Annotated in this window: 25 protein-coding genes; 22 read left to right on the top strand and 3 right to left on the bottom strand. The window is 61.7% G+C overall.

The genetic code is table 11. The features are described 5' to 3' along the window. The first annotated feature begins 212 nt into the window (after window positions 1–212). The 20 genes from METAC_RS0115155 to METAC_RS0115055 all read left to right on the top strand — a co-directional run bounded on the left by METAC_RS0115155 (window position 213) and on the right by METAC_RS0115055 (window position 16,978). Window positions 213–407: a 4Fe-4S dicluster domain-containing protein gene (locus tag METAC_RS0115155; protein ID WP_026607702.1), complete on the top strand. Its 195-nt coding sequence runs from the start codon at window positions 213–215 to the stop codon at window positions 405–407. An 899-nt stretch (window positions 408–1,306) separates the two neighbouring features. Further along, window positions 1,307–2,830, top strand: coding sequence for a nitrogenase cofactor biosynthesis protein NifB (gene nifB / locus METAC_RS0115150; protein WP_245257565.1), 1,524 nt, complete (start codon window positions 1,307–1,309; stop codon window positions 2,828–2,830). Window positions 2,831–2,911: 81 nt separating this feature from the next. After that, window positions 2,912–3,133, top strand: a complete 222-nt coding sequence (locus METAC_RS0115145) for a YfhL family 4Fe-4S dicluster ferredoxin (RefSeq protein WP_026607700.1) — start codon at window positions 2,912–2,914, stop codon at window positions 3,131–3,133. 11 nt (window positions 3,134–3,144) lie between these two features. Continuing rightward, a complete protein-coding gene (locus METAC_RS0115140) occupies window positions 3,145–3,495 on the top strand; it encodes a HesB/IscA family protein (protein WP_026607699.1) in 351 nt (116 codons plus the stop codon). Window positions 3,496–3,507: 12 nt separating this feature from the next. Continuing rightward, entirely contained in the window at window positions 3,508–4,035 is a 528-nt protein-coding gene (locus METAC_RS0115135) for a hypothetical protein (protein WP_026607698.1), read from the top strand. Further along, window positions 4,025–4,819 (top strand): 4Fe4S-binding leucine-rich repeat protein, encoded by a 795-nt coding sequence (locus METAC_RS23870; RefSeq protein ID WP_051335608.1) that lies wholly within the window; start codon window positions 4,025–4,027, stop codon window positions 4,817–4,819. The genes METAC_RS0115135 and METAC_RS23870 overlap by 11 nt, the downstream gene beginning before the upstream one ends. A gap of 82 nt (window positions 4,820–4,901) precedes the next feature. Continuing rightward, window positions 4,902–5,237 (top strand): nitrogen fixation protein NifZ, encoded by a 336-nt coding sequence (locus METAC_RS0115125; protein ID WP_026607697.1) that lies wholly within the window; start codon window positions 4,902–4,904, stop codon window positions 5,235–5,237. Further along, window positions 5,234–5,488 (top strand): nitrogen fixation protein NifZ, encoded by a 255-nt coding sequence (locus METAC_RS0115120; protein ID WP_036255640.1) that lies wholly within the window; start codon window positions 5,234–5,236, stop codon window positions 5,486–5,488. Before METAC_RS0115125 ends, METAC_RS0115120 begins: the two co-directional genes overlap by 4 nt. Window positions 5,489–5,954: 466 nt before the next feature. Then, window positions 5,955–7,091: a cysteine desulfurase family protein gene (locus METAC_RS0115110; RefSeq protein ID WP_026607695.1), complete on the top strand. Its 1,137-nt coding sequence runs from the start codon at window positions 5,955–5,957 to the stop codon at window positions 7,089–7,091. Window positions 7,092–7,131: 40 nt separating this feature from the next. After that, entirely contained in the window at window positions 7,132–7,341 is a 210-nt protein-coding gene (gene nifT / locus METAC_RS0115105) for a putative nitrogen fixation protein NifT (protein WP_026607694.1), read from the top strand. A gap of 12 nt (window positions 7,342–7,353) precedes the next feature. After that, window positions 7,354–7,629, top strand: coding sequence for a DUF6129 family protein (locus METAC_RS0115100; protein ID WP_026607693.1), 276 nt, complete (start codon window positions 7,354–7,356; stop codon window positions 7,627–7,629). Then, a complete protein-coding gene (locus METAC_RS0115095) occupies window positions 7,626–8,777 on the top strand; it encodes a DegT/DnrJ/EryC1/StrS family aminotransferase (RefSeq protein ID WP_026607692.1) in 1,152 nt (383 codons plus the stop codon). Before METAC_RS0115100 ends, METAC_RS0115095 begins: the two co-directional genes overlap by 4 nt. A 56-nt stretch (window positions 8,778–8,833) precedes the next feature. Then, window positions 8,834–9,139, top strand: coding sequence for a 2Fe-2S iron-sulfur cluster-binding protein (locus METAC_RS0115090; RefSeq protein WP_026607691.1), 306 nt, complete (start codon window positions 8,834–8,836; stop codon window positions 9,137–9,139). A gap of 45 nt (window positions 9,140–9,184) precedes the next feature. Continuing rightward, window positions 9,185–9,409, top strand: coding sequence for a hypothetical protein (locus tag METAC_RS0115085; protein WP_026607690.1), 225 nt, complete (start codon window positions 9,185–9,187; stop codon window positions 9,407–9,409). Beyond that, window positions 9,409–10,266: an SIR2 family NAD-dependent protein deacylase gene (locus METAC_RS0115080; protein WP_026607689.1), complete on the top strand. Its 858-nt coding sequence runs from the start codon at window positions 9,409–9,411 to the stop codon at window positions 10,264–10,266. The genes METAC_RS0115085 and METAC_RS0115080 overlap by 1 nt, the downstream gene beginning before the upstream one ends. A 64-nt stretch (window positions 10,267–10,330) precedes the next feature. Then, window positions 10,331–10,774 carry a group II truncated hemoglobin gene (locus METAC_RS0115075; RefSeq protein ID WP_026607688.1) on the top strand — a complete coding sequence of 148 codons (444 nt, stop codon included), beginning with the start codon at window positions 10,331–10,333 and terminating at the stop codon, window positions 10,772–10,774. Then, window positions 10,734–11,324, top strand: coding sequence for a hypothetical protein (locus METAC_RS0115070; protein WP_026607687.1), 591 nt, complete (start codon window positions 10,734–10,736; stop codon window positions 11,322–11,324). The genes METAC_RS0115075 and METAC_RS0115070 overlap by 41 nt, the downstream gene beginning before the upstream one ends. 593 nt (window positions 11,325–11,917) lie before the next feature. Continuing rightward, window positions 11,918–12,232: a septal ring lytic transglycosylase RlpA family protein gene (locus tag METAC_RS0115065; protein ID WP_051335607.1), complete on the top strand. Its 315-nt coding sequence runs from the start codon at window positions 11,918–11,920 to the stop codon at window positions 12,230–12,232. Window positions 12,233–12,817: 585 nt separating this feature from the next. Next, entirely contained in the window at window positions 12,818–16,267 is a 3,450-nt protein-coding gene (locus tag METAC_RS0115060; RefSeq protein WP_026607685.1) for a helicase-related protein, read from the top strand. A 165-nt stretch (window positions 16,268–16,432) separates the two neighbouring features. Next, the gene (locus tag METAC_RS0115055; RefSeq protein ID WP_156898237.1) at window positions 16,433–16,978 is read left to right on the top strand and encodes a hypothetical protein; all 546 of its coding nucleotides are present in this window, start codon (window positions 16,433–16,435) and stop codon (window positions 16,976–16,978) included. 128 nt (window positions 16,979–17,106) lie between these two features. Here the strand turns inward: METAC_RS0115055 and hpnN are convergent, their stop codons facing one another. Further along, window positions 17,107–19,773, bottom strand: coding sequence for a hopanoid transporter HpnN (gene hpnN / locus METAC_RS0115050; RefSeq protein ID WP_084143682.1), 2,667 nt, complete (start codon window positions 19,771–19,773; stop codon window positions 17,107–17,109). 235 nt (window positions 19,774–20,008) lie between these two features. Here hpnN and ispH point away from each other — a divergent pair, with 235 nt between their 5' ends. Then, window positions 20,009–20,935 (top strand): 4-hydroxy-3-methylbut-2-enyl diphosphate reductase, encoded by a 927-nt coding sequence (gene ispH / locus METAC_RS0115045; RefSeq protein ID WP_026607682.1) that lies wholly within the window; start codon window positions 20,009–20,011, stop codon window positions 20,933–20,935. Window positions 20,936–21,395: 460 nt separating this feature from the next. Further along, entirely contained in the window at window positions 21,396–22,544 is a 1,149-nt protein-coding gene (hpnH, locus tag METAC_RS0115035; protein ID WP_026607680.1) for an adenosyl-hopene transferase HpnH, read from the top strand. On the opposite strand, the gene METAC_RS23865 is transcribed toward hpnH, so the two are convergent. Beyond that, entirely contained in the window at window positions 22,434–23,117 is a 684-nt protein-coding gene (locus tag METAC_RS23865; protein WP_245257500.1) for a phosphorylase family protein, read from the bottom strand. The two genes, hpnH and METAC_RS23865, sit on opposite strands and share 111 nt — an antisense overlap. A gap of 47 nt (window positions 23,118–23,164) precedes the next feature. Beyond that, complete coding sequence (gene shc / locus METAC_RS0115025) at window positions 23,165–25,153, bottom strand: squalene--hopene cyclase (protein WP_245257499.1); 1,989 nt, start codon at window positions 25,151–25,153, stop codon at window positions 23,165–23,167. Window positions 25,154–25,217: the final 64 nt, after the last annotated feature.

Here is a 25,217-nt window from a genome sequence, read left to right as displayed (position 1 = left end):
GGAAATTCAACGGATTAGTTGGTGGTCCTGAATTTGCTTAGACGCTTTTCGGTTGCTCTTGCGCGAATTTGCGTTGGGCTGGCGCCGAGCCGTCCCCAAAATTCCGCGCACGCCTCCCATCTCGACGGAGACGATGAAAGCTCGACCTCATTTTCTATCGCTCCGGGATGCACAAGCCGATCCCGGGCCCCTTTGTTGAAGGAGAATCGGTAATGGCCTACAAGATCATCGCCTCCCAATGCACGGTTTGCGGCGCGTGCGAGTTCGAATGCCCGAACGCCGCGATCTCGTTCAAGAACGAGACCTATGTGATCGATCCCAAGAAATGCACCGAATGCGAAGGCGATCATGACCATCCTCAGTGCGATACGGTTTGCCCCGTTCCGCAGACCTGCGTGCCGGCCTGAGGCGACCGTCTGGGGAAGGGTGTTCGGGCCCGTCGATCGGCCGGCTTCAACTGAACGGAGCGCTTTAATAGGAACGCATCGTCCAACCGGCTGAAGCAAGGCATGTCTCGAGATTTGAAAGCTGGTCGGACCTCGACCAGCTTTTTTTATGTCGGATTTGCAACCGTGCGGGCTGAAGCCGTTTCCGGCATCGAAGAATGTCGCTGGGAATAACGGCGACCGTCTTTGCGAAACGCACACACCCCGTCCAGAAGGACTTATGTCGAACTGAACAAGAGGGGTGATGCGCCGCCTGGCCAAAAGGGTTGAATGGAACGCGACGTCACGCTAACCGCGCTGGATGCCGGAGCCAGGGGCACCGGTTTGTTGTCGCATTTCATTCGTCCGCAGCGCGGGCTCATTCACATCTGTGGTTCTGAAAGAGCGGATCTCGCTTCCTGCAAGGAGCCTCCAAGCCTTATGGGACGAGTCTCTGGGCTAACGCTGTCGCGATAATCACAAAGCCACGCGCGGTTCTCGATGCGCGCGGCAAAACGAGCCTGCCTCCGACCAATTTCGTCACGTCTTGAGGCGGCGACGCCTTGTCATCTTTCAAACAGGCCGGCCCTACGACTGGTTATAAAGATGACGGGTTTCGACCGCATTGCTGACTCATCAAAATGCTCGAAGATTCAAATGTTTAGACTTATTCCATATGTGGCACGCTAGTTGCTCCCCAAGGGCCAGGCGGTCTTGCCGAGCGGGATCGCAGTAGAGCTTATCGGCGGACGGGGGGAGGCGTGGCGCGCCCCTTTAGTACCAATAGGTTCCAAGCCAAAAGCGAGGATCGAACAATGGAATTGTCAGAACGCGAGGTCGCTGAAGCGGCTGTCAAGGCGGGCGCATCGGCCGACGAAATCATGAAGAAGATGGCCGAGCACAAAGGCTGCGAGACCAACAGCGACGGCGGCAAAAAGGCGAGCTGCGGCACCGAGGCCGGCCAGAACGACCTTGCTCCCGAAATCTGGGAAAAAGTCAAGAATCATCCGTGCTACAGCGAAGAGGCGCATCATCATTACGCCCGCATGCATGTCGCGGTCGCGCCGGCTTGCAACATTCAATGCAATTACTGCAACCGCAAATATGATTGCGCGAATGAATCGCGTCCCGGCGTCGTCAGCGAGCGTTTGACGCCGGAGCAGGCCGCGAAGAAAGTGCTCGCCGTCGCCTCCACCATTCCGCAGATGACCGTTCTCGGCATCGCCGGCCCGGGCGATCCGCTCGCCAATCCTGAGAAGACCTTCAAGACCTTCGACCTCATCGCCAAGACCGCTCCCGACATCAAGCTCTGCCTGTCGACCAACGGACTGACGCTTCCCGATCATGTCGACACGATCGCGCGCTATAACGTCGATCATGTCACGATCACGGTGAATATGGTGGACGCCGAGGTCGGCGCGAAGATCTATCCTTGGATCTTCTACAAGCATAAGCGCTATACGGGCAAAGAGGCCGCGCAGATCCTGACCGATCGTCAGATGCAGGGTCTTGAGATGCTCACCGCGCGCGGAATTCTCTCGAAAATCAATTCCGTCATGATCCCCGGCGTCAACGACCAGCATCTCGTCGAGGTGAACAAGGCCGTCAAGTCGCGCGGAGCCTTCCTGCACAACATCATGCCGCTCATCTCCGCCGCCGAGCATGGCACGGTGTTCGGCTTGACCGGACAGCGCGGCCCGACGGCGCAAGAGCTGAAGCGCCTGCAGGACAGCTGCGAAGGCGAGATGAACATGATGCGGCATTGCCGCCAGTGCCGCGCCGACGCCGTCGGTCTTCTCGGCGAAGACCGCAGCGCCGAGTTCACCACTGAAAAGATCATGGAGATGGACGTCAATTACGATCTCGCCACGCGCCAGGCCTATCAGGCCCGGGTCGAGGAAGAGCGTCTGGCGGTCTCTGGCGCCAAGGCCAACGAGCTACAGATCCTCGCGGGCGTCGAAAGCGACATCAAGATCCTGATCGCCGTCGCGACCAAGGGCTCGGGCCGCATCAACGAGCATTTCGGCCATGCCGCCGAGTTCCAGATCTATGAGCTGAGCACCGGCAAGGGCGCTCACTTCATCGGCCATCGCCGCGTCGATCTCTATTGCCAAGGCGGCTATGGCGAGGAAGACGCGCTCGAGACGGTCATTCGCGCCATCAAGGACTGCCATGCGGTGTTCGTCGCCAAGATCGGCGGCTGCCCCAAGAAGGATCTCTTGGCGGCCGGCATTGAGGCGGTCGATGAATTCGCCCATGAATTCATCGAGAAGTCGGCGATCACCTACTTCAAGCGCTATCTCGAAGGCGTGAAGGACGGCTCGATCATCCACGTCGAAAAGGGCGACGCGGAGATCCGGCCCGGCGAAGTCGCCGTCGACGTCGCGGCGGTCGCCGCGGAGTAATTTTCCTAATGCACCATGCCGGGGGCGGTCTTATGCCCCCGGCGACTAGGCCGAAATGCGGCCTCTGATCGGAGCGGCTCAATGTCGTTGAAAATTGCGGCTTCCTGCGTGAATTGCTCGGCCTGCGAGCCTGAATGCCCTAACGAAGCCATCTCTGCAGCCGATGGCATCTATGTCATCGATCCGGCGAAATGCACCGAATGCATCGGATTTCACGACGATCCGCAATGCGCTTTGATTTGTCCGATTGAAGAGACCTGCGTGATCGACAATAATTATCCTCGTTACCAACCGGCGGCCTAAACATGCAAGATTTGAACGTCACACTTACTCCCGCGGCGGATAAATTCATTCGCCGCATGCTTCGTTTTGATGGCGGTCCCGGCAGCGGCCTGCGTCTCCACGTCTCGCCCGGCGGATGTTCCGGCCTTTCGGCGGAATTCAGCGTCGAGGCCAATCCTGCGAGCGGCGAGACGGTGCACGAATACAATGGCTTGAAGTTTTTCCTTCCGGCGCAAAGCCGTCTGTTGCTTCAGGGCGTGACGATGGATTTCGTCGAGACTCCGACTTCGGCCGGACTCAAATTTCACGATCCGAAAAACACCTCGACCTGCTCCAGCCACAGCGCACCGGTCGTCGAGCATGAACATGCGCATGAGCATTGAAAAGCGGCTGGCATGGATCTGACGTTTGGCGGGAGCGGACAAGGGGCCTCGCTTCAGGATGTGGAAATTCTGCTCGGCGCCGGTCTGCCTCCGGGCGCGGCTGACCATCTGAACGAGGCCGCGAGTCTTTATGCGCATGACTCGCTGGCGCTTGAGCATCTCCGTCAGGCGGAGGCGCTGGCGCCCGCGCATCCGGCGGTGCTGATCGGTCTGTACCGATTTTACTTTTACAAAGGTCGGCTGAGCGAATGTCTCGAGGTCGCCAAGATTTGCCTCGCCGAAGCCGCGCATCATAATAATCTCTCGAACGATTGGCGCCAGGTTCGCAGCGACGACGCGAATTTCAGCAGCTATGACATGATGCCGCGCTTCTATCTCTTCGTTTTGAAGGGCTACGCTTATCTACAAATGCGGCTCGGCAATCTCGAAGAGGGGGTCGAGGCGGCCACAAAACTGCTCGAGCTCGATGCGACCGATAAAATCGGCGCGACGGTTCTGCTCGAGGTCCATCAACGCATGGAGAGCGCTGATGAGGAATGAGATCGACGAGGCGCGCGATTTTGCCGGGCGCGAGATTGACTGCGGGGCCTGCCAATATGAAGGCTTGAAGCAAGAGGGGAAGTGCCAGCCGAAAATGGCTTGCGTGAAAGACCGCTACGCCCGTCGGATCGACCGATTTTTCGATTGGAATCCTACTCTCGCCAATGACCATTTGGCGGATGAATATTTCGAGGCCCGCGCCGTCGCGGCCAAGCATGCCGACGTGTTTCGCCTGCCGCCATTGCTGAATGATCCGGACGAAACGGTGCGTTGGGCGGCAGGAGCCCGCCTTCCAGACAGCTATCTTCTGCGCCTTCGCAACGATCCGCATCGCGAGGTCCGTATTCGGGTGGCGTCCCGCCTCGACGACGCGGGGCTCGTCTCGATGATGAACGATCCCGATTATTACGTGCGCACCATGATCGCTCGGCGACTGTCTCCTTCGACGCTGCCGATGATGATTCATGATCGGGAGACGGAAGTCCGTCGCACCGTCGTCGCGCGAATCGATCCGGCCTGGTTGATGCGTATGGCTCAAGACAAGGATCCGAGCGTGCGGCTCGACGTCGCGCGTCGGCTCTCCAATGAGCAACTTGTCGCGATGAAGGGCGATCCGGATTGGCGCGTGCGCTATGAGGTCGCGAGCCGCATCGATCGCGCGGATTTGGCGGCGATGGCCGACGACTCCGATCCGCTGGTGCGGGAGATGGTTTCGCAAAGATTGCGCGACGGGCGGCCGCCGAGCGGGCAGGGCGATGGCCCGGTCGTCACAATGATCAACTGAGCGCCAGCTGAATGCTTCAGCGTCTCGCTCGGCCCGCGAATATCAGGTTGCGCACCAAAAGAATTGTCGAGGAGTTGCGAAGATGACCAATATCAGCCGGGATAGCGACGTCGTCGAGCTCAATGAGCCGCCGCGCTTCACCTATGGTCAAAGAGTTCGCACGAAACGCACCGTTCGGAACGACGGGACCTATTGCGGCAAAGACGTCGGCGACATTCTCGCAAAGAAGGGCGAGGAGGGCTATGTCTGCAATATCGGCACCTTTCTTCAGCAGTTCTACATTTTCGGCGTCGAGTTTATCGAGACTGGCAACAAGGTTGGCATGAAATCGCGCGAGCTCGAGGCTGTCGACGGCGATGACGAGCCCTCCGACGCGAAGAAAAAGACGGCGAAGCCGCCAAAAGGAGATGAGGGATGATTGATCCGGGGGCCGCTTATGCGCCGAAATTCCAATGGGGCCAGCGCGTTCAGGCGACCGAGGACCTGTATAACGACGGATCTTATCCGGACCAGCCTCTTGATGTCTTGCTCGTGCGTACAGGCGAGACAGGCGAGGTCGTCAATATCGGCATGATCGAGGAAACCAAACGCCCGCTCTATCTTGTCGAGTTCGACGGAACGCGGCTTGTCGTCGGATGCCTCGAGGAGGAATTGGCGCCGGAGGCCTGAGGCGCGTTGCGAGCCGCCCGTCTGTCCGCTGCGACATCCGGCTCTTGGTCGATTTTGGCGCTTAAGAATTAGGCATGCTTCGCCCGATCACATGCCGGGCGCGCATCGGCGGATTTGGCCCACGTCAAATCTTGCGCGATCGGGACATCTCGCGCGTCGCCTCTTTTTTCAGATCCTCTCGGTCTGATCGGCCGAAATCGTCTCGACTTTTCGTCGATGGCGACTCCGCAAGTCGTTTCGCATGAATTGGCGTCTCCAAGGCGGGCGAGGGATTAGGCTGACGCCTTATTGCGTTTGATCGCCGTCGCGAAACAGGGGCGTAGGGAAAACAGAAGAAATTCAAGGCTTGGGCTCTCGGCCGGGGACTCACGCGGGCCAGCGTGCACGAGTCTTGCTACTGTCGGAAAACGGAGATCCTGATCGGGCCGACGCGGGCTCGCCTGGCGTTTGGGTGGATTGTGCCAAAATGATTTATCTCGACAATAATGCGACGACCGCGGTCGCGCCCGAAGCCATCGAGGCCATGGCCGCCTGCATGCGTGGCGGTCCAACAAATCCGTCGAGCAAGCATCAGGCCGGCGAATGCAGCAAGAGCGCGGTCATGGCGGCGCGGGGCGATCTCGCCAAGTTGCTCGGTTGCGCGCCGCCCGAGCTCGTCTTCACGAGCTGCGGCACGGAGGCCAACCATCTGGCCATTTTGGGCGCCTTGGCCCTCGATCCCGCCAAGCAGCATATCGTCACGACGGCCGTCGAGCATCCTTCGTGTCTGGAGCTGCTCGCCCATCTCGAATCCAAGGGCGCGCGCGTCACCTACGTCCCTGTCGACGCCGTCGGACACCCGGACCCGGAGAAAGTCGCAGCCAGTCTTGCGCCTGACACCGCGCTCGTGTCCGTGATGTGGGCGAATAATGAAACAGGCGTCATTTTTCCGATCGAGGCCATCGCGCGCCTAGCCCGCGAGCGGGGCGTGCTCTTCCATACCGACGCGGTTCAGGCGGTCGGCAAAATCGAGATCAATCTCAAGACGTCACAGATCGACTTATTGTCCTTGACCGGTCACAAACTTCACGCGCCGACCGGGATAGGGGCCTTATTCATGCGGAAGGGCGTCAAGCTCCCGGCCCAGATCTTTGGCCATCAGGAGCGCGCCCGTCGCGGCGGCACCGAGAATGTCCCCGGGATTATCGGCCTCGGCGCGGCGGCGGCGCTGGCGCAAAAAGAGATGGGGGCGAAAAACGCCCATCTGGCCGGCCTGCGCGACAAGCTTGAGGCGGGCGTTCTGGAGCGCCTGCCGTTTGCGTCGATCAATGGCCAGGGCGCCGAACGCGTCGCAAATACAACAAACATTCGCTTCGGCGATCTCGAGGCCGAGCTGATCCTTGAGCGGCTCGATCGAGCGGGGATTTGCGCCTCTGCAGGAGCTGCTTGCACCTCGTCTGGAACGGAGCCTTCGCATGTGCTTCTCGCCATGGGGCTTGACGCACGGGGCGCTTTATCGTCCATCCGTTTTTCGCTTGGCCGTGAAACGACCGCGGCTGAGATCGACGCGGTCCTCGATGTTCTGCCCGGGATCGTCAACGAAGCGGCGGCGATTGCCGCGTGACAAAAGCGCCCTGCGCGTGGCGGGGTCAGTGAGGTTTTAAATGAAGATCATGCTTCGTAAGGACGGCGCCGGCGTTCTTTCGGTCTATGTGCCGAAAAAGGATCTGGAAGAGCCGGTCGTCTCCATGGAGAAGCCGGAAATGTGGGGCGGCATCGTGACCCTCGCCAATGGCTGGCAGCTCGAATTGCCGCCGGCCGCAGAGGGGCTGGAAATCCCTTGTACGGTCGAAGCCCGCAAGCTGAATGATTGACGAGAAGGCGGCATGAGCGCTCTCACCACGGAAAATTTGGCGCAGATCGAAGCGCTGCTCTCGGCTCCGGACGCGGACGCCTCCGTACTGGCGGATTTCCGACAGCGGTTTCCCGGCGTCTCGCTGACGCGATGCGATCCGAGCGACGTCGACGGCGAGCGTCCTTATAAGGAATTCTCGCGGTTCAACCTCTTCCTGGTCAGCGCCGTTAATCATTGCGTGACGATGACAAGGGATCCGGCGGTCGCGACGGGAATCATCGTTGTTCAGAATAAGGTCTCGCCATGAGCGTCAACATGATCCCGCTTTGCGATCCCGATATGTCGCAGGCGGAGCTCGACGCCGTGATGGAGGTGCTTCAGTCCGCACATGTCAGTTCTGGCGAAGCGGTTGAGGCCTTCGAGGAAGCCTTCGCAACCTATCTCGGACGTAAATTCGCAGTCTCGGTGTCGAGCGGGACTATGGGACTGATGCTGACGCTTGACGCCTATGGAATCGGTCCGGGCGCCGAAGTCATTGCGTCGCCGCACTCGTTTCGGGAAATCGCGCATGCGATCGCCATTCGCGGCGCCTTTCCGATCTTCGCTGACATCGATTATTGGGCGGGCACGCTCGTTCCCGAAAAGGCGGAAAGAAAAATATCGGAGAAGACGCGGGCGATCCTTGTCAGCAATGTGAACGGCCATCCCGCGCAGTGGACGGAATTTCGCGAGATCGCTCAGCGCCACAAGCTGATTTTGATCGAAGATTCGAGTGAGGCGATCGGCTCCACTTACAAAGACGCATTGGTCGGAACCTTCGGCGATTGTTCGATCTTTGATTTTTCCCAACCAGGACCGCTCGTCTGCGGCCAGGGCGGGATGGTCGTCACCGACGACATCGACGTCGCAATGGCGCTACGCCGCTACCGGTCGCATCGGCTGGAGGAGCGCGCTTCCGTCGTCGTCGGCGGCGCGCCGGCCTATAATGGCGGCATGAGCAATATATCGGCGGCGCTCGGGTTGGCGCAGCTTCAGCGCCTCGAGCTGATCCTGGCAAAGCGAAAGCGCGCTGAATATTGGTACTACGACTATGTCAAATCATTCGAAGGGATCAAGGACCCGTTCATCGCCCCCGACGTGACCGAGGCGCATTGGTTCCTCTATACCGTACATCTCGGCACGCGGTTTTCGCGCTCGAGCCGCGACGCGATCATTGACGATCTGAAGAAAGAGGAAGTCGAGGCGGCGGCTTATTCCATGCCGTTGCATCTTCAGCCTCTTTACTTCGAGCTCGGCTATCGCAAGACGGACTTTCTCGTGACCGAAAAAGTCGCCGATCGCGCCGTCGTGCTCCCGTTCCACGCCCATCTCACCGAGGATCAGATCGCGTTCATCGTCGGCTCGATGAAGGACGCATCGATCAATATCGGCGCCGGCGCGGAAATCACCCTATAGCGATCGCTTCAAGCGCTCGCATGAGTTCAATCCAACCAACAGAGGATCGATTTTAAATGCCCACCATCACGATTAAGCCTTCAGGAAAGACACAAGAGGCGGCTGAGGGCACGACAATTCTGGCCGCTCTTCAAGCTGCCGGAATCCCGATCGAATGCACCTGCGAGAGCAAGAATAAATATGATCCGTGCCATCTTTTTGTTCTCGAGGGCAAAAAGGGCTTGAAAAAGTTGGTGGCGCCGGAGAGCGAGCGCCTCGACGCGATGGTCGGCGTCGGATCAAAATCGCGCCTTGCCTGCCAATGCGTGCTCAACGGCACGGAAAATGTAACAGTTGAATTGCTCGGCGCGCTTTCCGGTTGATTCCGTCAATCGACGCACTGCCCATCACCAGAGAGGAGTTTCGCAATGGCCACCGGTGAAGTCATCATTCAGGTCCGCTACAATCCGAAGGGCGAATGCATTTTCTGCGGCGAGGCGCCGGAAGGCATTTCAGCCCAGGACTGGCACAACCATCTGTCCAATCATCTCGCCATTCATGCGCTGTCCGGCGGACGGGCGGCGTTCTACACGACGTTCGACGAGCTCGCCAAGCTGAAGACCTTGGAAGGCGTCAAGCTCGAGGCATTCTAATGACCACGCAAACGCTCGAACAGATTCATGCGGCTCTGGACGCCGGCCTCCTTGTCCCGTACTTGGGCCCGGGCGTCTTGGCGCTGGCCGGCGCGGATTGCCCGCTTCCCGTCGGGCCGGACCCGTTGGTGGCGAAGCTCACTGCCAAAGCCTCCGTGCCGCATAAGATCCGCAAGAATCTTTCGGCGGCGGCGCAGTTCATTGAGAATTTCAAGCATCGCAAGACCATCAGCGCGGTGATGACGGAGGCGTTCAAGCCTCATGTCGAGCCGACGACGCTCCATAATTGGATCGCCTCTTGGCCCAAGCTGCCGCTCGTCGTCCATTCTTGGTACGACGACCTGCCGCAACAGGCGCTGGCGGTCCGTGAGAACTGGGGCTTTATTCAGGGCGTGAGCCAAGCCGAGCATCTCGCGACCTGGGTTCGGTATTTCGACAAGACCGGAGCGAAGATCGACAAGGAGGCGGAATTAGCCGCGGCCGAAGGGTGGGCGACCGTCCTTTACCAGCCCTGGGGCTCAGTCGCCCCGGAAGGCAATTTCCTCGTCTCCGACTCGGACTTCGTGGAAGTGCTCACCGAGATCGACATTCAAACGCCGATTCCGGAAAAGGTTCAGTCTCTGCGCTCCGACCGGAGCTTCCTGTTTCTCGGTTGCCGCTTCATGACCCAGCTGGAGCGAATCTTCGCTTGGCAAATCATGAAGCGCTCTTCCGAAAAGCACTGGGCGGTCTTGCCCGAGACGCCGACCAAGAACGAAGTAAAATTCCTCGAGCGATATAATGTCGAGCGAATCGACATGCCGCTCGCGGATTTCGTGGCGACGATGGCCTCGCAAAAGGAAGCCGCGCTCGCATGAGTAGAACAGATCTTGAGGTTCCGGGACGAAAGTCTCGGAGCCTCTTGCAAGACGACTCGCGGCAGTGACGTCTTCTCAAGAGCCCTCAACGCCATTCGCGCGCATCGGTGGTCAGGCGTCAATCGACGCCCTCGTCGATTCGTTCTATCGCCGCATGGATTCCTTGCCGGAAGCCAAATTAATTCGCGCCATGCACGCGAAAGACTTGGCGCCCGTTGGCGAAATCCTCAAGCGCTATTTGGGCGAGTGGCTCGGCGGTCCGAAAGCCTATTCGCAAGAGCGTGGACATCCACGCCTGCGGATGCGGCATATGCAGTTTCGGATCGGTCCGGCGGAGCGCGACGCCTGGATGCTCTGCATGAGCGGCGCCCTTGACGAGGTTGTCGCGGATCCCGCATTACGGGAGCAATTGCTCCAATCTTTTTACAAATTGGCGGACTGGGTCCGCAATGACGACGGGAACCCTCATGACGCTCAAAATAGAGAACACAGTCTTCGCGCGCCTTGAAACCGAGGGACGTCTGACGCATCCGATCATCAAGGAAGAAATCAGCCCCGGCCGGTTCGGGTTCCGCGGCGAGATCGCGTTGAAGTTTCAGACCAGCATGGCCGATGAAAAGCGGCCTCCGGAACTGTCGATTTGGCAGGCCTTCGTGACGACGAAGGAGGGCTCGTCTTCTTTTGAAGTCTTCATGTGCTATCTCCTTTCGTTCGAATATCTGCAGCTGACGATGGAAGTCCTCGGCGAGTTCTTCAAGCCCGGCGGGAAATATTTCATCTATTCGAACAATCAGGATCTTTTGTGCAAATATCGCATCCCGATGGGGGACGTGACCTTCTACTGCCTCCCGATCGGCGAAGCGACCGCCTATAATGAATTCCTGGAATTGCTCTTCATCGATAAGAACGACATCAAGAAGCTCAATACGGCCGGCAAGATGGATTATATCACCGAGAAGGCGCTTGAGTTCGACGCCGACTGGGAGGTTATCAGCTACGAGGAAGGCTTGAAGCGGATGGGTCCAGTTCGCAATCCGAACGAAAATCGGCCGGTCTGAAGATCCTCGCGTCGAAAATTCTACGCCCAGGTTTATCCACTAGAGCCTGATCGAGTTGGTCGACCGAATGTCTCATTCGGTCGACCAAATTTTTGCCAAGCCACATCTGCGCTGAGATCGCAGCGTCGATTAGACCATGATCTGATCGAATGACGCAGACATAAATCTGGCGAGGCCGCTGTCTCCGCGCGCGAGATCGCGGTGTGCTTTCCTTCATTGTCGAGCGCGGTCCGGTCGGCGCCAATCGAGCCGAATCCCGCGCGTCTTCATCCTTGCAACAACGCCGACTGGCGCGGAAATCCTCCGCATGCCCGGTCCGCAGCCGCGTTCCGCTCGTCTGTTCATATCGCAAGCTGCGGTTACTGCGGACTCGAGCCGTCGCGCTGATTAGGTTCGAAGCTGTGACGAGGCCCCGGCGGGCCAAGATTACACTGAAATGACGAATTCAATACAGAGCCTCTAAAGCATAGACTGAGACTAGGATCTCGTACCTATAGCCTATGTATATCGCCAACTTGTGATCACATCTTCCATGTAGCGCCTGAGTAATGCCTGACAAAGCGCGGGTCATAAAGCGCAAATGGAGATGATCATTGAGGTTACCTATCACGGTTGTTTTGCTGTCCATTATTGTTAGTCATCCGGCGAGCGCGCAAAGCTGGACCGGCAAGGCGTCTTATTACTCGGGACGGGGACATATGACTTGCGCTCATCGGTCCCTGCCTTTGGGAACCCATGTGCGGGTCACCAATCTGTCCAATCGGCGCTCGGTGGTGCTCGTCGTCAATGATCGTGGGCCTTTTGTCGGCGGTCGAATCGTAGACGTCTCAACCGGGGCCGCGGACGCCTTGGGCTTTCGGCGCGCAGGCGTCGCAAGGGTCAGCATGGAGACGCTGTCGAATCCATAGGCTCCGCGCCCTCTTCGGAAGGCGCGCCTTGGCGCCGGCCCGGCGCGCCTCGGACCTCTCGTTTTTTGCTCGGTTGACATGAGGGCGGTTCCGAGTCTCCGCGCGGCTTGCTCTGCTGCGCCATCATCATGCAGCTCAAGAGACGGTTTTCTCAAGAGTTAGCCCGCACGGGCGCGCTGATCCCCACATCTTGCGGTGAACAAAGCCAGACTCGACCGAAGTCGGCGATTCGGCCGCGATTCGTTCGTCTGACGTTCGAGGCGTAAAGAACTCTGCTCGACGCCGAACCATTGTGATACAGAAGAACGCGCCGGCATCCGTCCGCGAAACCTGTTTGGGACCTATCAAGCCTCTGCCATCGGCGGGCGAAAAGAGGCGAGATCGAGAGCCGAGCGGCTCCAACCCATTGAATTTAGACGAGACCGTTTCGATTAGGCGAACATACGAGGAGCGCGCAAACTGAAGTCGACCGCCTGACGCCCAATCCGACCTCATCCGAGGCGCCGGTCGTTCCGCGCCGCCGTCGGAGATTTTGACCCCCGCGCCCATGCGGTCTTGCGCCGCCTTTCCCGGGTCGAGAAATTGATGAACATTTCTTTTCCGGCCGCCAAACCGCACCCGCTGGATCGCGCCAGAGGGGTGAGCGTCTTGCTCGGCCCGACGAACACCGGCAAGACCCATTACGCCATCGAGCGGATGCTCTCCTATCCGAGCGGGATGATCGGCCTGCCGCTCCGGCTATTGGCGCGCGAGGTCTATAATCGCTGCGTCGAAAAGGTCGGCTCCGGCGCCGTGGCTCTGATCACCGGCGAGGAGAAGATCAAGCCCAAATCAGCGCGCTATTGGATCTCGACCGTCGAGGCCATGCCGCGCGACCTCGATCTCGCCTTTGTGGCGATTGATGAAATTCAGCTCGCCGCCGATCTCGACCGCGGCCATGTCTTCACTGACAGGCTCCTGAACCGCCGCGGCCGCGAGGAGACTTTGCTCATCGGCGCGGCGACCATGCAGCGCGCTGTCCAGGAGCTCTTGCCTGGCGCGCGCATCCTTTCGCGCCCGCGCCTGTCCAAGCTGAGCTTCGCCGGCGACAAGAAGATGACCCGCTTGCCGCGCCGTAGCGCGATCGTCGCCTTTTCCGCCGAGGAGGTCTATGCGATCGCCGAATGGATAAGGCGTCAGCGCGGCGGCGCCGCGGTCGTGCTGGGCGCGCTCTCGCCGCGCACCCGCAATGCTCAGGTCGAGTTGTTTCAAAGCGGCGACGTCGATTACATCATCGCCACAGACGCGATCGGCATGGGGCTCAATCTCGATGTCGACCAAATCGCCTTCGCCGGCGACAGAAAGTTCGACGGCTGGCAATATCGCAGGCTCAATCCGGCCGAATTCGGCCAGATTGCCGGGCGCGCGGGGCGCCACCTCCGCGACGGCGCCTTCGGCACGACCGGGCGCTGTCCGCCATTCGATCCGGAACTCGTCGAAGCGCTCGAGGACCACCGTTTCGACCCCGTCCGGATGCTGCAATGGCGCAATTCGGACCTCGATTTCTCCTCGATCGCGGATCTCGCCGCGTCTCTCGACGTTTTGCCGAAGCAGGCGGGCCTCGCCCGCGCGCCGCTCGCGGAGGACCAATTGGTTCTCGATATAGTCGCGCGCGATGAAAAAGTGATCCGCGAGGCCAAGACGCGGGCGGACATCGCCCGGCTCTGGGAATGTTGCCAGATTCCGGATTATCGAAAGCTCGCCCCGGCGGCGCACGCGGAACTCGTCCTCTCCGTCTATGGCTTCGTCGTGCGGGCCGGCCACATCCCCAACGATTGGTTCGCCCGCCATATCGACGCGTTGAACCGCATCGACGGAGACCTAGACGCGCTCTCCGCCCGCATCGCCCAAGTGCGGACATGGACCTTCATCGCCAACCGTTCCGACTGGTTGCGCGATCCTGAGCATTGGCAGGGCGTCACGCGTCAGGTAGAGGACACATTATCGGACGCCTTGCACGAACGATTGGCCCAAAGGTTTGTCGACCGCCGGACGAGCGTGTTGATGCGACGCTTAAGAGAGAACGCCATGCTGGAAGCGGAAGTCACCCAAAGCGGCGACGTCATCGTCGAGGGCCAGCACGTCGGCCAACTGAACGGATTTCGTTTCACCGCCGATCCGCACGCGGCCGGGGAGGCCGCCAAGGCCCTCAACGCGGCGGCGCAAAAGGCGCTTGTCAGCGAGATCGAAGGCCGCGCCGCCCGCGTCAACGAGGCCGTCGACGAGGCGTTCGTTCTCGCCAATGACGGAATTATTCGTTGGCTCGGCGAGCCGGTGGCGAAGATCGCCGCGGGCGCGCATATGCTCGAGCCGAGCCTGCGCGTCCTGTCCGACGAGCAATTGTCCGGCCCGGCGCTTGAAATGGTCCAGCGCCGTCTGGCGCTCTGGCTCGCCCAGCATGTGAAGAAGCTGCTCGGCCCGCTCGCCGAACTCGAAGCCGGCGAAGGGCTCGAGGGCATAGCCAGAGGCATCGCCTTCCAAATCGCCGAATCGCTTGGCGTTCTCGAGCGGGCCCGCGTCGCCGATGACGTCAAGGCGCTTTCGCAGGAGGCGCGCGCAGCGCTGCGGAAGTTCGGCGTCCGTTTCGGCGCCTATCACCTTTATCTTCCCAATCTCGTGAAGCCGGCGCCCCGCGCGCTCGCTGCTCAGCTCTGGGCGTTGAAAAATGGCGGCGTCGATGAGGTCAAAGGCCTTGAAGACGTGCCCCATCTCGCCTCGTCCGGCCGGACCTCCTTCGTCGCCGACAAGGACGTTCCCAAAGGATTTTATCGCGCCGCGGGCTTCCGCGTTTGCGGCGACCGCGCGGTCAGGGTCGATATTCTCGAGCGTCTCGCCGATCTGATTCGTCCCGCGGTGTCCTATCGTCCGGGCCTGACCCCGGGCGATCCGCCGGCGGGGACCGCTGACGGCGACGGGTTTGTCGTCACCGTCGGAATGACGTCGCTCGCCGGCTGTTCGGGCGAGAGCTTCGCGTCGATCCTGCGGTCTCTGGGCTATGTTCTCGAGCGCCGCAAGGGTCCCGCGATCACGGCGACGCTCGTCCCCAAGGCGGCGATCGAACCCGTGCGGGGGCCGAGCGCCGCGTCAGCGGAGGCGTCCGAGCCCGAATCAGACGCCGCGCAGTTTGCGGCAACGGCCGAGCTTATGGCGGACGCCGACCCGCGCGAGCAGGCGCAAGATGGAGCGGAGCAAGCCGAAGTCGCTCTCGCGCCTACCGAGGCGTCGGAGCTAGAGTCCGATGCATCCCCCGAGCAGATCGACGAAGCGCGCGCCGAGTTCGCCGATGAAGCGGAAGAGCGCGCGGCGCAGCCCGAGGACGCCCCCGAGCCATCAGGGGATCAGGCCGATTCACTGTCGACGGACGAGGCTGAGGCCGTCGCGGCGGACGCCTCGGCGATCGTTTCTGAAGAGGCCGAGACCTCGCCCGAGATAGCGGCGGTCTCCGACTCTGCGGGTGATCCGGCTCAGCCGGCCGAAGTTTCGGCCGAGTCCGAGCCAACCTTGATCGAGGTTTGGCGACCACATCGTCAGCATCACCATGGTCGCCGGCCCGAGCCGCGCGCGAACCGAGGCGCGCGGCGCGGACCGCCCGTCGGCGAAGCGGCCGGGGCCATCGGCGAACCGCAAGGCGACGCGGCCGCCCGACCGCCGAGTCAAGACCGGCGCCGTCCGGAACGAAAACGCGGCGAAGGGGGCGCGGCCGAAGGGAGGCCGGGCGCAGGGCGCGGTACGGCGGGGCCGGATCAGCGCCGAAACGGCCACGGGAACGGGCGGCCGCCTCAAGGCCAAACAAAAGGCCGCTTCGCTGGTCCATCCAGCGATCGCAATGAGGAGAGAAGCCAGACGCGGGGCGGCGACGATCGTCGCCACGGGCGCAGCGGCTCGTTCGGCGGCGAAAAGAGGCAGGCCGAACGCGCGCCGGACCCTAATTCACCCTTCGCCAAGCTGGCGGCCCTCAAGGCGCAACTTGAAGAGAAGGCCAAGCCTGACGGTTGAGCTCCCGAAATTCGCCGTTTTGCGGTTGATAATGGCTTGATCGGGCCGGCGTCCAGCGGACTCGGAGGGGCCAACGCCGCGCGAAGGATGCCGGTTAAGGATTTTGGGCAAAGCTCGGCGGAATGGCTGGCGAGTCGACGGTTTCGTCGCCAAGGAGGAGGGCAGATGCGCATCCAACTCGTCTCGAGCATGGTCTTGATTCTCGGAGCGTCGTCGGCCGTGCTCGGGCAGCAGACGAGCCAGACGCCGGTTATCAATCGCGGCGGGGGCATCGCCGGCACGGGCCTGGGGGCCGGCGCCGGCGCCGCCGGATCCCAAGGAAACGTCTTGGGCAATCGCGCTCGCTCCCCGGCCGTCATCAGCGGGCAAGGCCATATCGGCGCCGGGACCGGCGGTCTCGGTCTCGGAATGGGGAATGCCGTCGGCGGCGTCAACGCGAGCGCGATCGGCGTGGGCACCGGCGGCATCAAGGACGGAGCATCTTGGGGCAGCACCACGGGCGGCGTCAATGGCGTGGGTCGTGGGCTCGGGGCCGGCAGCGGCGGCATCAAGGATACGGCCGCGGCCGGCATCGGCATTAATACGGGCGGAATCAACGGGACGGCGATCGGCGCCGGAACCGGCGGCATGAACGATCTCAACACGCTCGGCGCAGCCACCGGAGGCGCCAATGAAGGCAATAACGCGCCACGCTACCGGGTTGTTCAATAGACCCGCGGGAGCGATCCAGAATTGGAGATTCCCGATCGACGAGGCAGGTTTAGCTGTCCGTCGCGATGGTTCGAATCGAATGGGCGTGAGCGGAACGGAAGCCGTCGCCGCGCCCTCGCCCTGCCGCCTCAAGCGCTCTCCCCTTCCTTGTTCACATGTCGGGGCGGGCCCATCAGCGCCGGCTGAAACAGGACGGCCGCCGCCAGGGTGCAGAGGAGGGACAAGGCGAGAAGCTTGCCCATGCTCGACGTTCCGGGGTGATTTGAGAGCCATAGGCTGCCGAAGGCGGTCGCCGTGGTCATGGCGCTGAAAAAGACCGCGCGCGTCAGGCTTGATTGCAGGAGGTTGGTCGTGCCCGCTCGCCAGGCCATCACAAAATAGATCTTGAAGGCGACGCCGAGGCCGAGAAGCAAGGGCAAGGCGATGATATTGGCGAAATTGAGCGGTAAGCCGATCAAGACGGTGATCTCGAGCGTGACGACGCCCGCCAGGAGCAGTGGCACCAAAGTCAGGAGCACGTCAGTCACCCGCCGCAGGACGAACAGCAAGAGCACGCTGATCGAAAGCAGCGCCCAGACGCCCGCCTCGACAAAGGCGTGCACGACCGTGTTTCCGGATTCTTGGATGGCGATCGGCTGACCGGTGGCGTTGGGATCGATCGCCTCGATCGCCTTGGCGAAGCGCTTGAGATTCTCATTGTCGTTCGGGTTGCCGGTTGGGGCCGCGACGATCAGCGCGCGGCCGTCGGCGCTCACCCAGTTGCGCATCAATTCCGGCGGAATCGACGCGGTCGTCACCTTTTGCGCGTTCAGCGACTGGCGCAAGAGATCGAGCATTGTGTCGAGGCCGGGTAGAAGGGCGGCGCGGGCGGCCTCCCGTCGTTCGGGGGGCGCATCGGCCATCTTCCGAATCAAATCGGCGAGACGACGGGCGTCGTCCGCGCCCTTTCCCGGAGCGTCGCCGGCGGTCGCCGCGAAGGAATCGGCGGCGCGGCGCATCGCCGCCACATCCTCGGCGTCGGTCGGCGCAGGGCGGGCGCGGCGGGGATCGAGCACAGGGCCGAGGACCAGCGCAGCCTTGTGGATGATCGCGAGCTTCTGATCCTGGTCGTCGGGAACGAGGCTCAAAAGGTCGGTCACCTGCGCCACCTCGGGCAAGCTGCGCAAACGCGCCGCGAGGGCTGGGACCTCCTTGAGCGAAGGCGCGAGGACGTCGATCATATTGGGGTCGGTCGAGGGGTTCTTCATCAAATCGAGCAAGGTCGAGACGGATTCGACGGTGCTGCTGCGCAAGTTGAGCGGGTTGAAGTCGAAATGCAGGTGGCGCAGCAAGGGCGCGCCGGCCAAGGCTATGGTCAGCGTGCCGATGACGATCGCATAGCGATGCGTGGCCATGAATTCATCGACAGGGGCCAGGAACTTATAGCCGACCGGTTCTTGTTCTGCAGGAGGCCGAAAGATCGCGAGCAGGGCGGGCAGAACCGTGATCGCGGAAAAAAAGGCGATGAACATGCCCGTCCCGGCGATGAGGCCGAGCTCCGACACGCCGCGATAATCGGTCGGCAGGAAGGAATAAAAGCCGGCGGCGGTGGCGGCGGCGGCCAGCGCCAAGGGTCGTCCGGATTTCGCGGCGGCGCGGCGCAGCGCCTTGTCGAAATCAGGCTCGACATGGCGCTCCGCGCGGTAGCGCACGCTGAACTGGATGCCGAAATCGACGCCGATGCCGACGAAGAGAACGGCGAAAGCGACCGATATGAGATTAAGGGCGCCGACCATCATCAGCCCGACCGCCGCGGTGATGGCGAGGCCCGCGGCGACGCTCAAGGCGACGGCGGCGACGATGCGCTTCGATTTCAGCGCTCGCCAAATGATGAATAAGACGATCAGGGCGGTTGCGGCGCCGTTCCAACCGGCCCCTTGCTCGACCGTCGCGAATTCTTCGTCGGCCAGCGGCACGAGGCCAGTCAACCGCACGGTTACGCCAGCGGCAGGGGATAGACCGAGCGCCTCGGCGCTCTGGCGGATGAAATCCGATGGGACCGCGCCGGGCTGCAGCGCGGCGTAATCGAGCCGCGGCTTGGTCTCGATGAAGCGGCGCAGCTCGCGCGGATCGGGCGCCTGGCCGGTCATCAGGCTCCGCCAGGAGAAAAAGGTCGGCCGGCCGGCGAGCAGGCCATCGAAGGCGCCCGCGAGCGCCGCCATCGGCCGATCGAAATCGTCGAGCGTGCCAGCCTTGGCCCGCACGCCCCGATTGATGAAGGCGAAGGCGTCCATGATTCCGCGCAGGCTCGGATCGGACACTAGGGCGCCGAGGAAGGGCTGCGCTCTGAAGAGTTCGTCCGTGGTGCGTTGAAGCTCGGCGACCGGCATGAACATCAGGCCGTTTCGATTGAAATAGGCGCCGCCGTCGGGCCGCAGGACCGATTGGAAAAGATCGGGCCGCGCGGCGAGCTTTTCGGTTAGGCGCCGGGCCGCCGAATCGGCGAGCTCGGGCGTGGCGCCGTCGATCACGACCAGGATCTGATCCTTGCGCTGTGGAAAGGCGTTGTCCACGGCGGCGAGGTTTTGCCGCCATTTCAGCTTGGCGGAGATGAAATCATTGGTGTTGGTGTTGATCTTGAAATGCAGGGCGGCGTAGCGCGCTGAAAACAGCGTCGCGACCACCGCGAGGGCGAGAACCACCCATTTGAAGCGTTTGCACGCGATTACGATCGCGACGATCGCTCTGGCGATCAGACCCGAGGCCGTCGGCTCGGGCGGCGGCGTCAGGCTCATGCTGTCTTCATGTGTCGTCATGCGGGGTCATCGCCAATCGAAAAGGGCCAGAGCAAGGCAGCGTTAACGAATATTGAGTTCAGATAAGCTTAATGGCTTGCAATCTTGTGATTCGGCCAATCCGCGTCTTGTTTGGGAGCCGAGCGACAGAGACGAGCGTTGTTTGACAATGTCAATGTCGTCGTTACAAGCTAAACTATAAGACTTGCGTCAATTATCGCCCGCTTATAGGGGGCTTCCACGCTAGGCGAATTGCATGAAGGTCATTTTGGCACAGCCTCGCGGATTCTGCGCCGGCGTTGTCCGGGCGATCGAGATCGTCGAGCAAGCTCTCGCCAAATATGGCGCGCCCATCTATGTGCGGCATGAAATCGTCCATAACGGTTATGTCGTGGAGAGCCTGAAAGCAAAAGGCGCCCGATTTGTCGAGAGCCTCGCCGAGGTGCCGTCCGGCGCGCGAACGATCTTCAGCGCGCATGGCGTCGCCCGATCGGTCGAGGACGAAGCCGCGGCGCTCGGCCTGCCCGTGCTCGATGCGACCTGCCCCTTGGTCGCCAAGGTTCATAGCCAGGGCGAGCGTTATGTGCAACAGGGCCGGTCGGTGGTCCTCATAGGCCATGCCGGCCACCCCGAGGTCGAGGGAACGATGGGGCGCATTCCGGGGCCGGTCCATCTTGTCCAGTGCGAAGCGGACGTCGAGGCGCTAGCGCTCGCTCCCGACGAGCCTCTCGCCTATGTGTCCCAGACGACCTTGAGCGTCGACGACACGAAATTGATCATCGCGGCGCTCGAACGCCGTTTCAGCGACATCGTCGGTCCCGAGACCAAGGACATTTGCTACGCGACGCAGAATAGGCAAAGCGCCGTGCGGCAATTGAGTCAGTTGGTCGATGTGATCCTGGTCGTTGGCGCGAAAAACAGCTCGAACTCGAACAGATTGCGCGAAATAGGGACGGAAGCCCAGGTTCCGACTTTTCTCATCGCCGACAAATCCGAGCTCGATCTCGAATCTTTGCGCGGCGCGGGGATCGTGGGCCTCACGGCCGGGGCGTCGGCGCCGGAAATTCTCGTCGAAGAGGTGATCGAGGCGCTGCGCGGCCTCGGCCCCTTAGAGCTCTCCATGTTGCCCGGCGAAGAGGAAAACATCGAGTTCAAATTGCCGGCCGAGTTGCTCGATCATTGACGCGGCCGCCGGACCTCCGCCACAGGCCTTGTTCGTCGGTCGAACGGAACGCGCGCGCCTCGTGATAACTCCAAAAAAAAATCTGTAATGAAATTTGATGCGCATTTTCTGTTTGCGCCGCAACTCAAAATGCAGCTTGTCTGTTGGCGGAAGCTGCGACGGCGAAGCACGGTTCGCCGTCGATGAGGCGCGACGGACGAAACCTGGCAAAGCGGAGCGTTGTCCGTTTCAGGCGGCTTGTCCGAGCAATAATCCAAATCTCGAGCCGCTGGACCGCGTCTCGCGCCTTGGATGCGCGCGGATCCGGCAAGGCGCGAGAGCGGGACGGCGCGCAGCAGGAGTCGCTTTCCGACGGCGCCCTGCGCAAACCTATAGGAAGCGATCGCGTCCCTGATTTTTGGGTTTCTTCGGTCCGAATCATCGCGATTTGGCGGATCGCACTACTTTCGAGGAGCACGCATTGGGAATACCGTTTCTCCAAATGGCGCAGGTCGGCGCCTATGTGGCTCGCAAGCGCATCTCCGGCGTCAAGCGCTTTCCGCTCGTCCTGATGCTCGAGCCCTTGTTTCGCTGCAATCTCGCCTGCGCCGGCTGCGGCAAGATCGATTACCCGGACACGATTCTCAATCAGCGCTTGCCGCTCGCCGATTGTCTCGCCGCGATCGACGAATGCGGCGCGCCGGTCGTCGTCATCGCTGGCGGCGAGCCCTTGCTGCACAAGGATCTGCCTGAGATCGTCTCCGGCGCCATCGCCCGGCGGAAATTCGTCACGGTTTGCACCAACGCCTTGCTGTTGGAGAAGAATCTTCATCGCTACAAGCCGAACCGCTATTTCAACTGGTCCATTCATCTCGACGGCGACGCCGGGATGCATGATCAGTCGGTGTGCCAGACTGGCGTGTATGATCGCGCGCTCGCCGCTCTGAAGCTCGCCAAGGAGCGGGGGTTTCGCGTCACCATCAATTGCACGCTGTTCAACACGGCCGAACCGGCGCGAGTCGCGGCCTTTTTCGACAGCGCAGCGGCGCTGGGGATCGAAGGCATCACCGTGTCTCCCGGCTACGCCTATGAGCGCGCGCCCGATCAGCAGCATTTTCTCAATCGCGAGAAGACGAAGAACCTGTTCCGTCGAGTCTTCGCGCTCGGACGCGGCGGCAAGGCTTGGCCGTTCTTCCAGTCCCAGCTCTTCCTCGATTTCCTCGCCGGCAATCGAACCTATCAGTGCACCCCGTGGGGCAATCCGACGCGGACGGTCTTCGGCTGGCAGCGGCCTTGCTATCTGCTTGGCGAAGGATATGCGGCCAGTTTCAAGGAACTGATGGAAGAAACCGATTGGGATGCCTACGGAACCGGCAATTACGAAAAATGCGCCGACTGCATGGTGCATAGCGGCTTCGAGGCGACCGCGGTCGAGGAGGCCTTCAGCCATCCGTTGCGCTTGCTCGGCGTCGCCTTGCGCGGCGTCCGCACCGAAGGGCCGATGGCCCCGGATATTCCGTTAGACCGGCAACGACCGGCCGATTACGTCTTCGGGCGGCAGGTCGAGGACAAGCTCGCGGAATTCGGTGAAGCCCAGCGCGCCGACGAGCATCTTTCGGCCGCGGAGTAGCGCTGTGAAGGCCGCGCGCGCATCGAGCGCGGCCTGGAGCAATTGAGGAACCTGGCGCGGATCGCGGAGAAGTGAACGCGCTACAGCCCCTAGGGCGAGCGAGCCGTCGGCCTGCATGCCGACCAACGCGGCATGCGGCAAGCGCCTCTCCGCCGGATCTGCGACCACGCGAAAAGCCGCGAATGGAAGTCCATGCGCTGCGGCAACCCTGGCGGCGATATGCGATTCCATATCGACGGCGAAGGCGCCGGTCCTGAGATGCAGCGCGTGTTTCGTGGCGTGGTCGACTACCGGCGCGTCAACTCCGGCCATGTCGACGATCGGGGCGCCGCCGAGCGCGGTCGACAGTCGACGCGACCATTTGGGGTCGCCGTAATAACGCTGGCCGTCTTCCGCGACGATCGAGCGGGCGACGAGAGCCGCGCCCGAGGCGAGGCCGGGCGCCAGCCCGCCCGCGACGCCGAAACTAATGATCGCCGACGCTTTGTTTGCGGCCGCTTGATCCAGGGCGCGCGCGAGGCCTGCGCCATCGCCGCCGCCGGACATCACAATGATTTGAGGGCCTGCCGCCACCCGGGCTTCGGCGCGAAGGCCGGTGACCGCGATGACGGGACGCCCGGCTACATTCCGGTCAGAATTGGCGGACGGTTGCCTGATTTGAGATTGCGGTAGCGCGCCATCGCCCAAAGCGGAAAGAATTTCGCGTAGCCATGATAACGGAGGAAAAAAACTCGGGGAAAGCCCGTCGCGGTGAAACGCTCTTCGCTCCAAAATCCGTCCCCTGTCTGGCTCCGCGCCAAATAGCGCATGCCGCGCTCCACGGAGGGGTCATCGACTACGCCCGCCGCCATGAGGCCAAGCAACGCCCATGCCGTCTGCGACGCCGTGCTCGGCGCCGATCGATAGCCGGCATAGTCCAAAGCATAGCTTTCGCCGTCTTCACCCCAGCCCCCATCTGGGTTCTGAATGCGTTTCAGCCACGCTGTTGCTTTGTGCACCGTTTCGCTCTTCGGGTCCAGCTTGATTGCATTGAAGGCGCAGAGCACGGACCAAACGCCGTAGATGTAGTTCATGCCCCAGCGTCCAAACCAGCTGCCGTCGGGCTTCTGCGCGCGTATGAGATAGTCGACTGCGCGAGCCACGATGGGGCTCGAATCCGCCGTCTCTCCGAGCTGACCGAGGAGCGAGACGCATCGTGCGGTGACGTCTTCCGTGGGGGGGTCGAGCAAGGCGCCGTGATCGGCGAAGGGGATGTAGTTCAAATATTCGCGATCGTTGTCGGCGTCGAAGGCGCCGAAGCCGCCATTGGCGCTTTGCAGGCCCTCGATCCATTCGCGCGCCCGCGCAATCGCCTCCTTGCGATCTGCCTCCTGCGCGATTGGCCAAGTCGCGGAGGCGCGATCCAAGGCCATGGCGACGACGGCCGTGTCGTCGAGATCGGGATAATAGGCGTTGGCGTATTGGAACGCCCAACCGCCCGCCCGCACATGCGGCTTCTGCATCGCCCAATCGCCGACGACATCCTTGACTTGCAAGGGCATGAGCCAAGCAAGCGCGGCGTCGACGGCCGGCGCGAGATCGCCGCCGCCCGTCTCCATCAGCGCGTGGCAAGCGAGGCCCGTGTCCCAAACCGGCGAGACGCAGGGCTGGCAATAGGCTTCGTCGTCCTTGACGACGAGCAGCTTGTCGATGGCGGCCAGGATCTGGACCAGTCGCGGGTCGGATCGCGGGACGCCGAGTGCGTCGAACATCAGCGCGGAATAGGCCATCGCCGGGTAAATCGCGCCGAGTCCGTCCTCGCCGTTCAATCTTTCTGTGACGAAAGCGACCGCCTTATCGATCGCGCTTTGGCGCACGCCCTTCGGAAAATACGGCTCGGCCCAACGCAACAGCTTGTCCACCGCGCCAAACAGCGTGGTCCAAGGAAATTTCTGATGTGGCGCGCCCGGCCATTGCCGGACCTCTTCCGGCGGAACGACGAATAGCTCCTGAATCTCGATCTTGCGCGGATTACGCGCTCTAGGCTTGAGCGCGTTCACCACGAGCAGGGGCGCAAGCACCGTCCGGCCCCAATAGGAGATCTTGCTTAGATGGAACGGGAACCAGCGCGGCAGATGCATGATCTCGACCGGCATCACCGGCACGCCGCGCCAAGGCAACGCGCCGTAGAGAGCGAGCAAAGCGCGGGTGAAGACATTGCTGGCCGCCGCTCCCCCATGCGCGAGAATGGCGGCGCGGGCGCGCCTCATATGCTCGGCGTCGGGCGAGTCGCCGATCATTTTCAGCGCGAAATAGGCCTTGACGCTGTTGCTGACGTTGAATGCGCCGTCGGTGAACAGCGGCCAGCCGTCGTCCGCAGCCTGCCTCGCCCGCAAATAGCGGCCGATCTTGGCTTCGAGCGCGTTGGATATCGGCTCCGCGAGAAAATGTCGGAAGAGAATATATTCGGCCGGAATCGAAACGTCGGCCTCGAGCTCGAAGACGAAATGGCCGTCGGGACGTTGCTGCGCTCGGAGCGCTCGGGATGCGTGGCCGACCGCCTTCTCGACTTCGGCGAGGTCGAAATCACGCTCACCCACTTTATTCGCCCCCATTCCCAGTTCCAGCATGAAGCCTCCGCTGTTTTCGCCGTCTTAGATCACGAAGCTTTTGGATGAAAACATCCAAAAGCAT

The organism is Methylocapsa acidiphila B2, assembly GCF_000427445.1.
GTDB lineage: Bacteria > Pseudomonadota > Alphaproteobacteria > Rhizobiales > Beijerinckiaceae > Methylocapsa > Methylocapsa acidiphila.
This window is presented reverse-complemented; position numbering and strand designations above follow the sequence as displayed.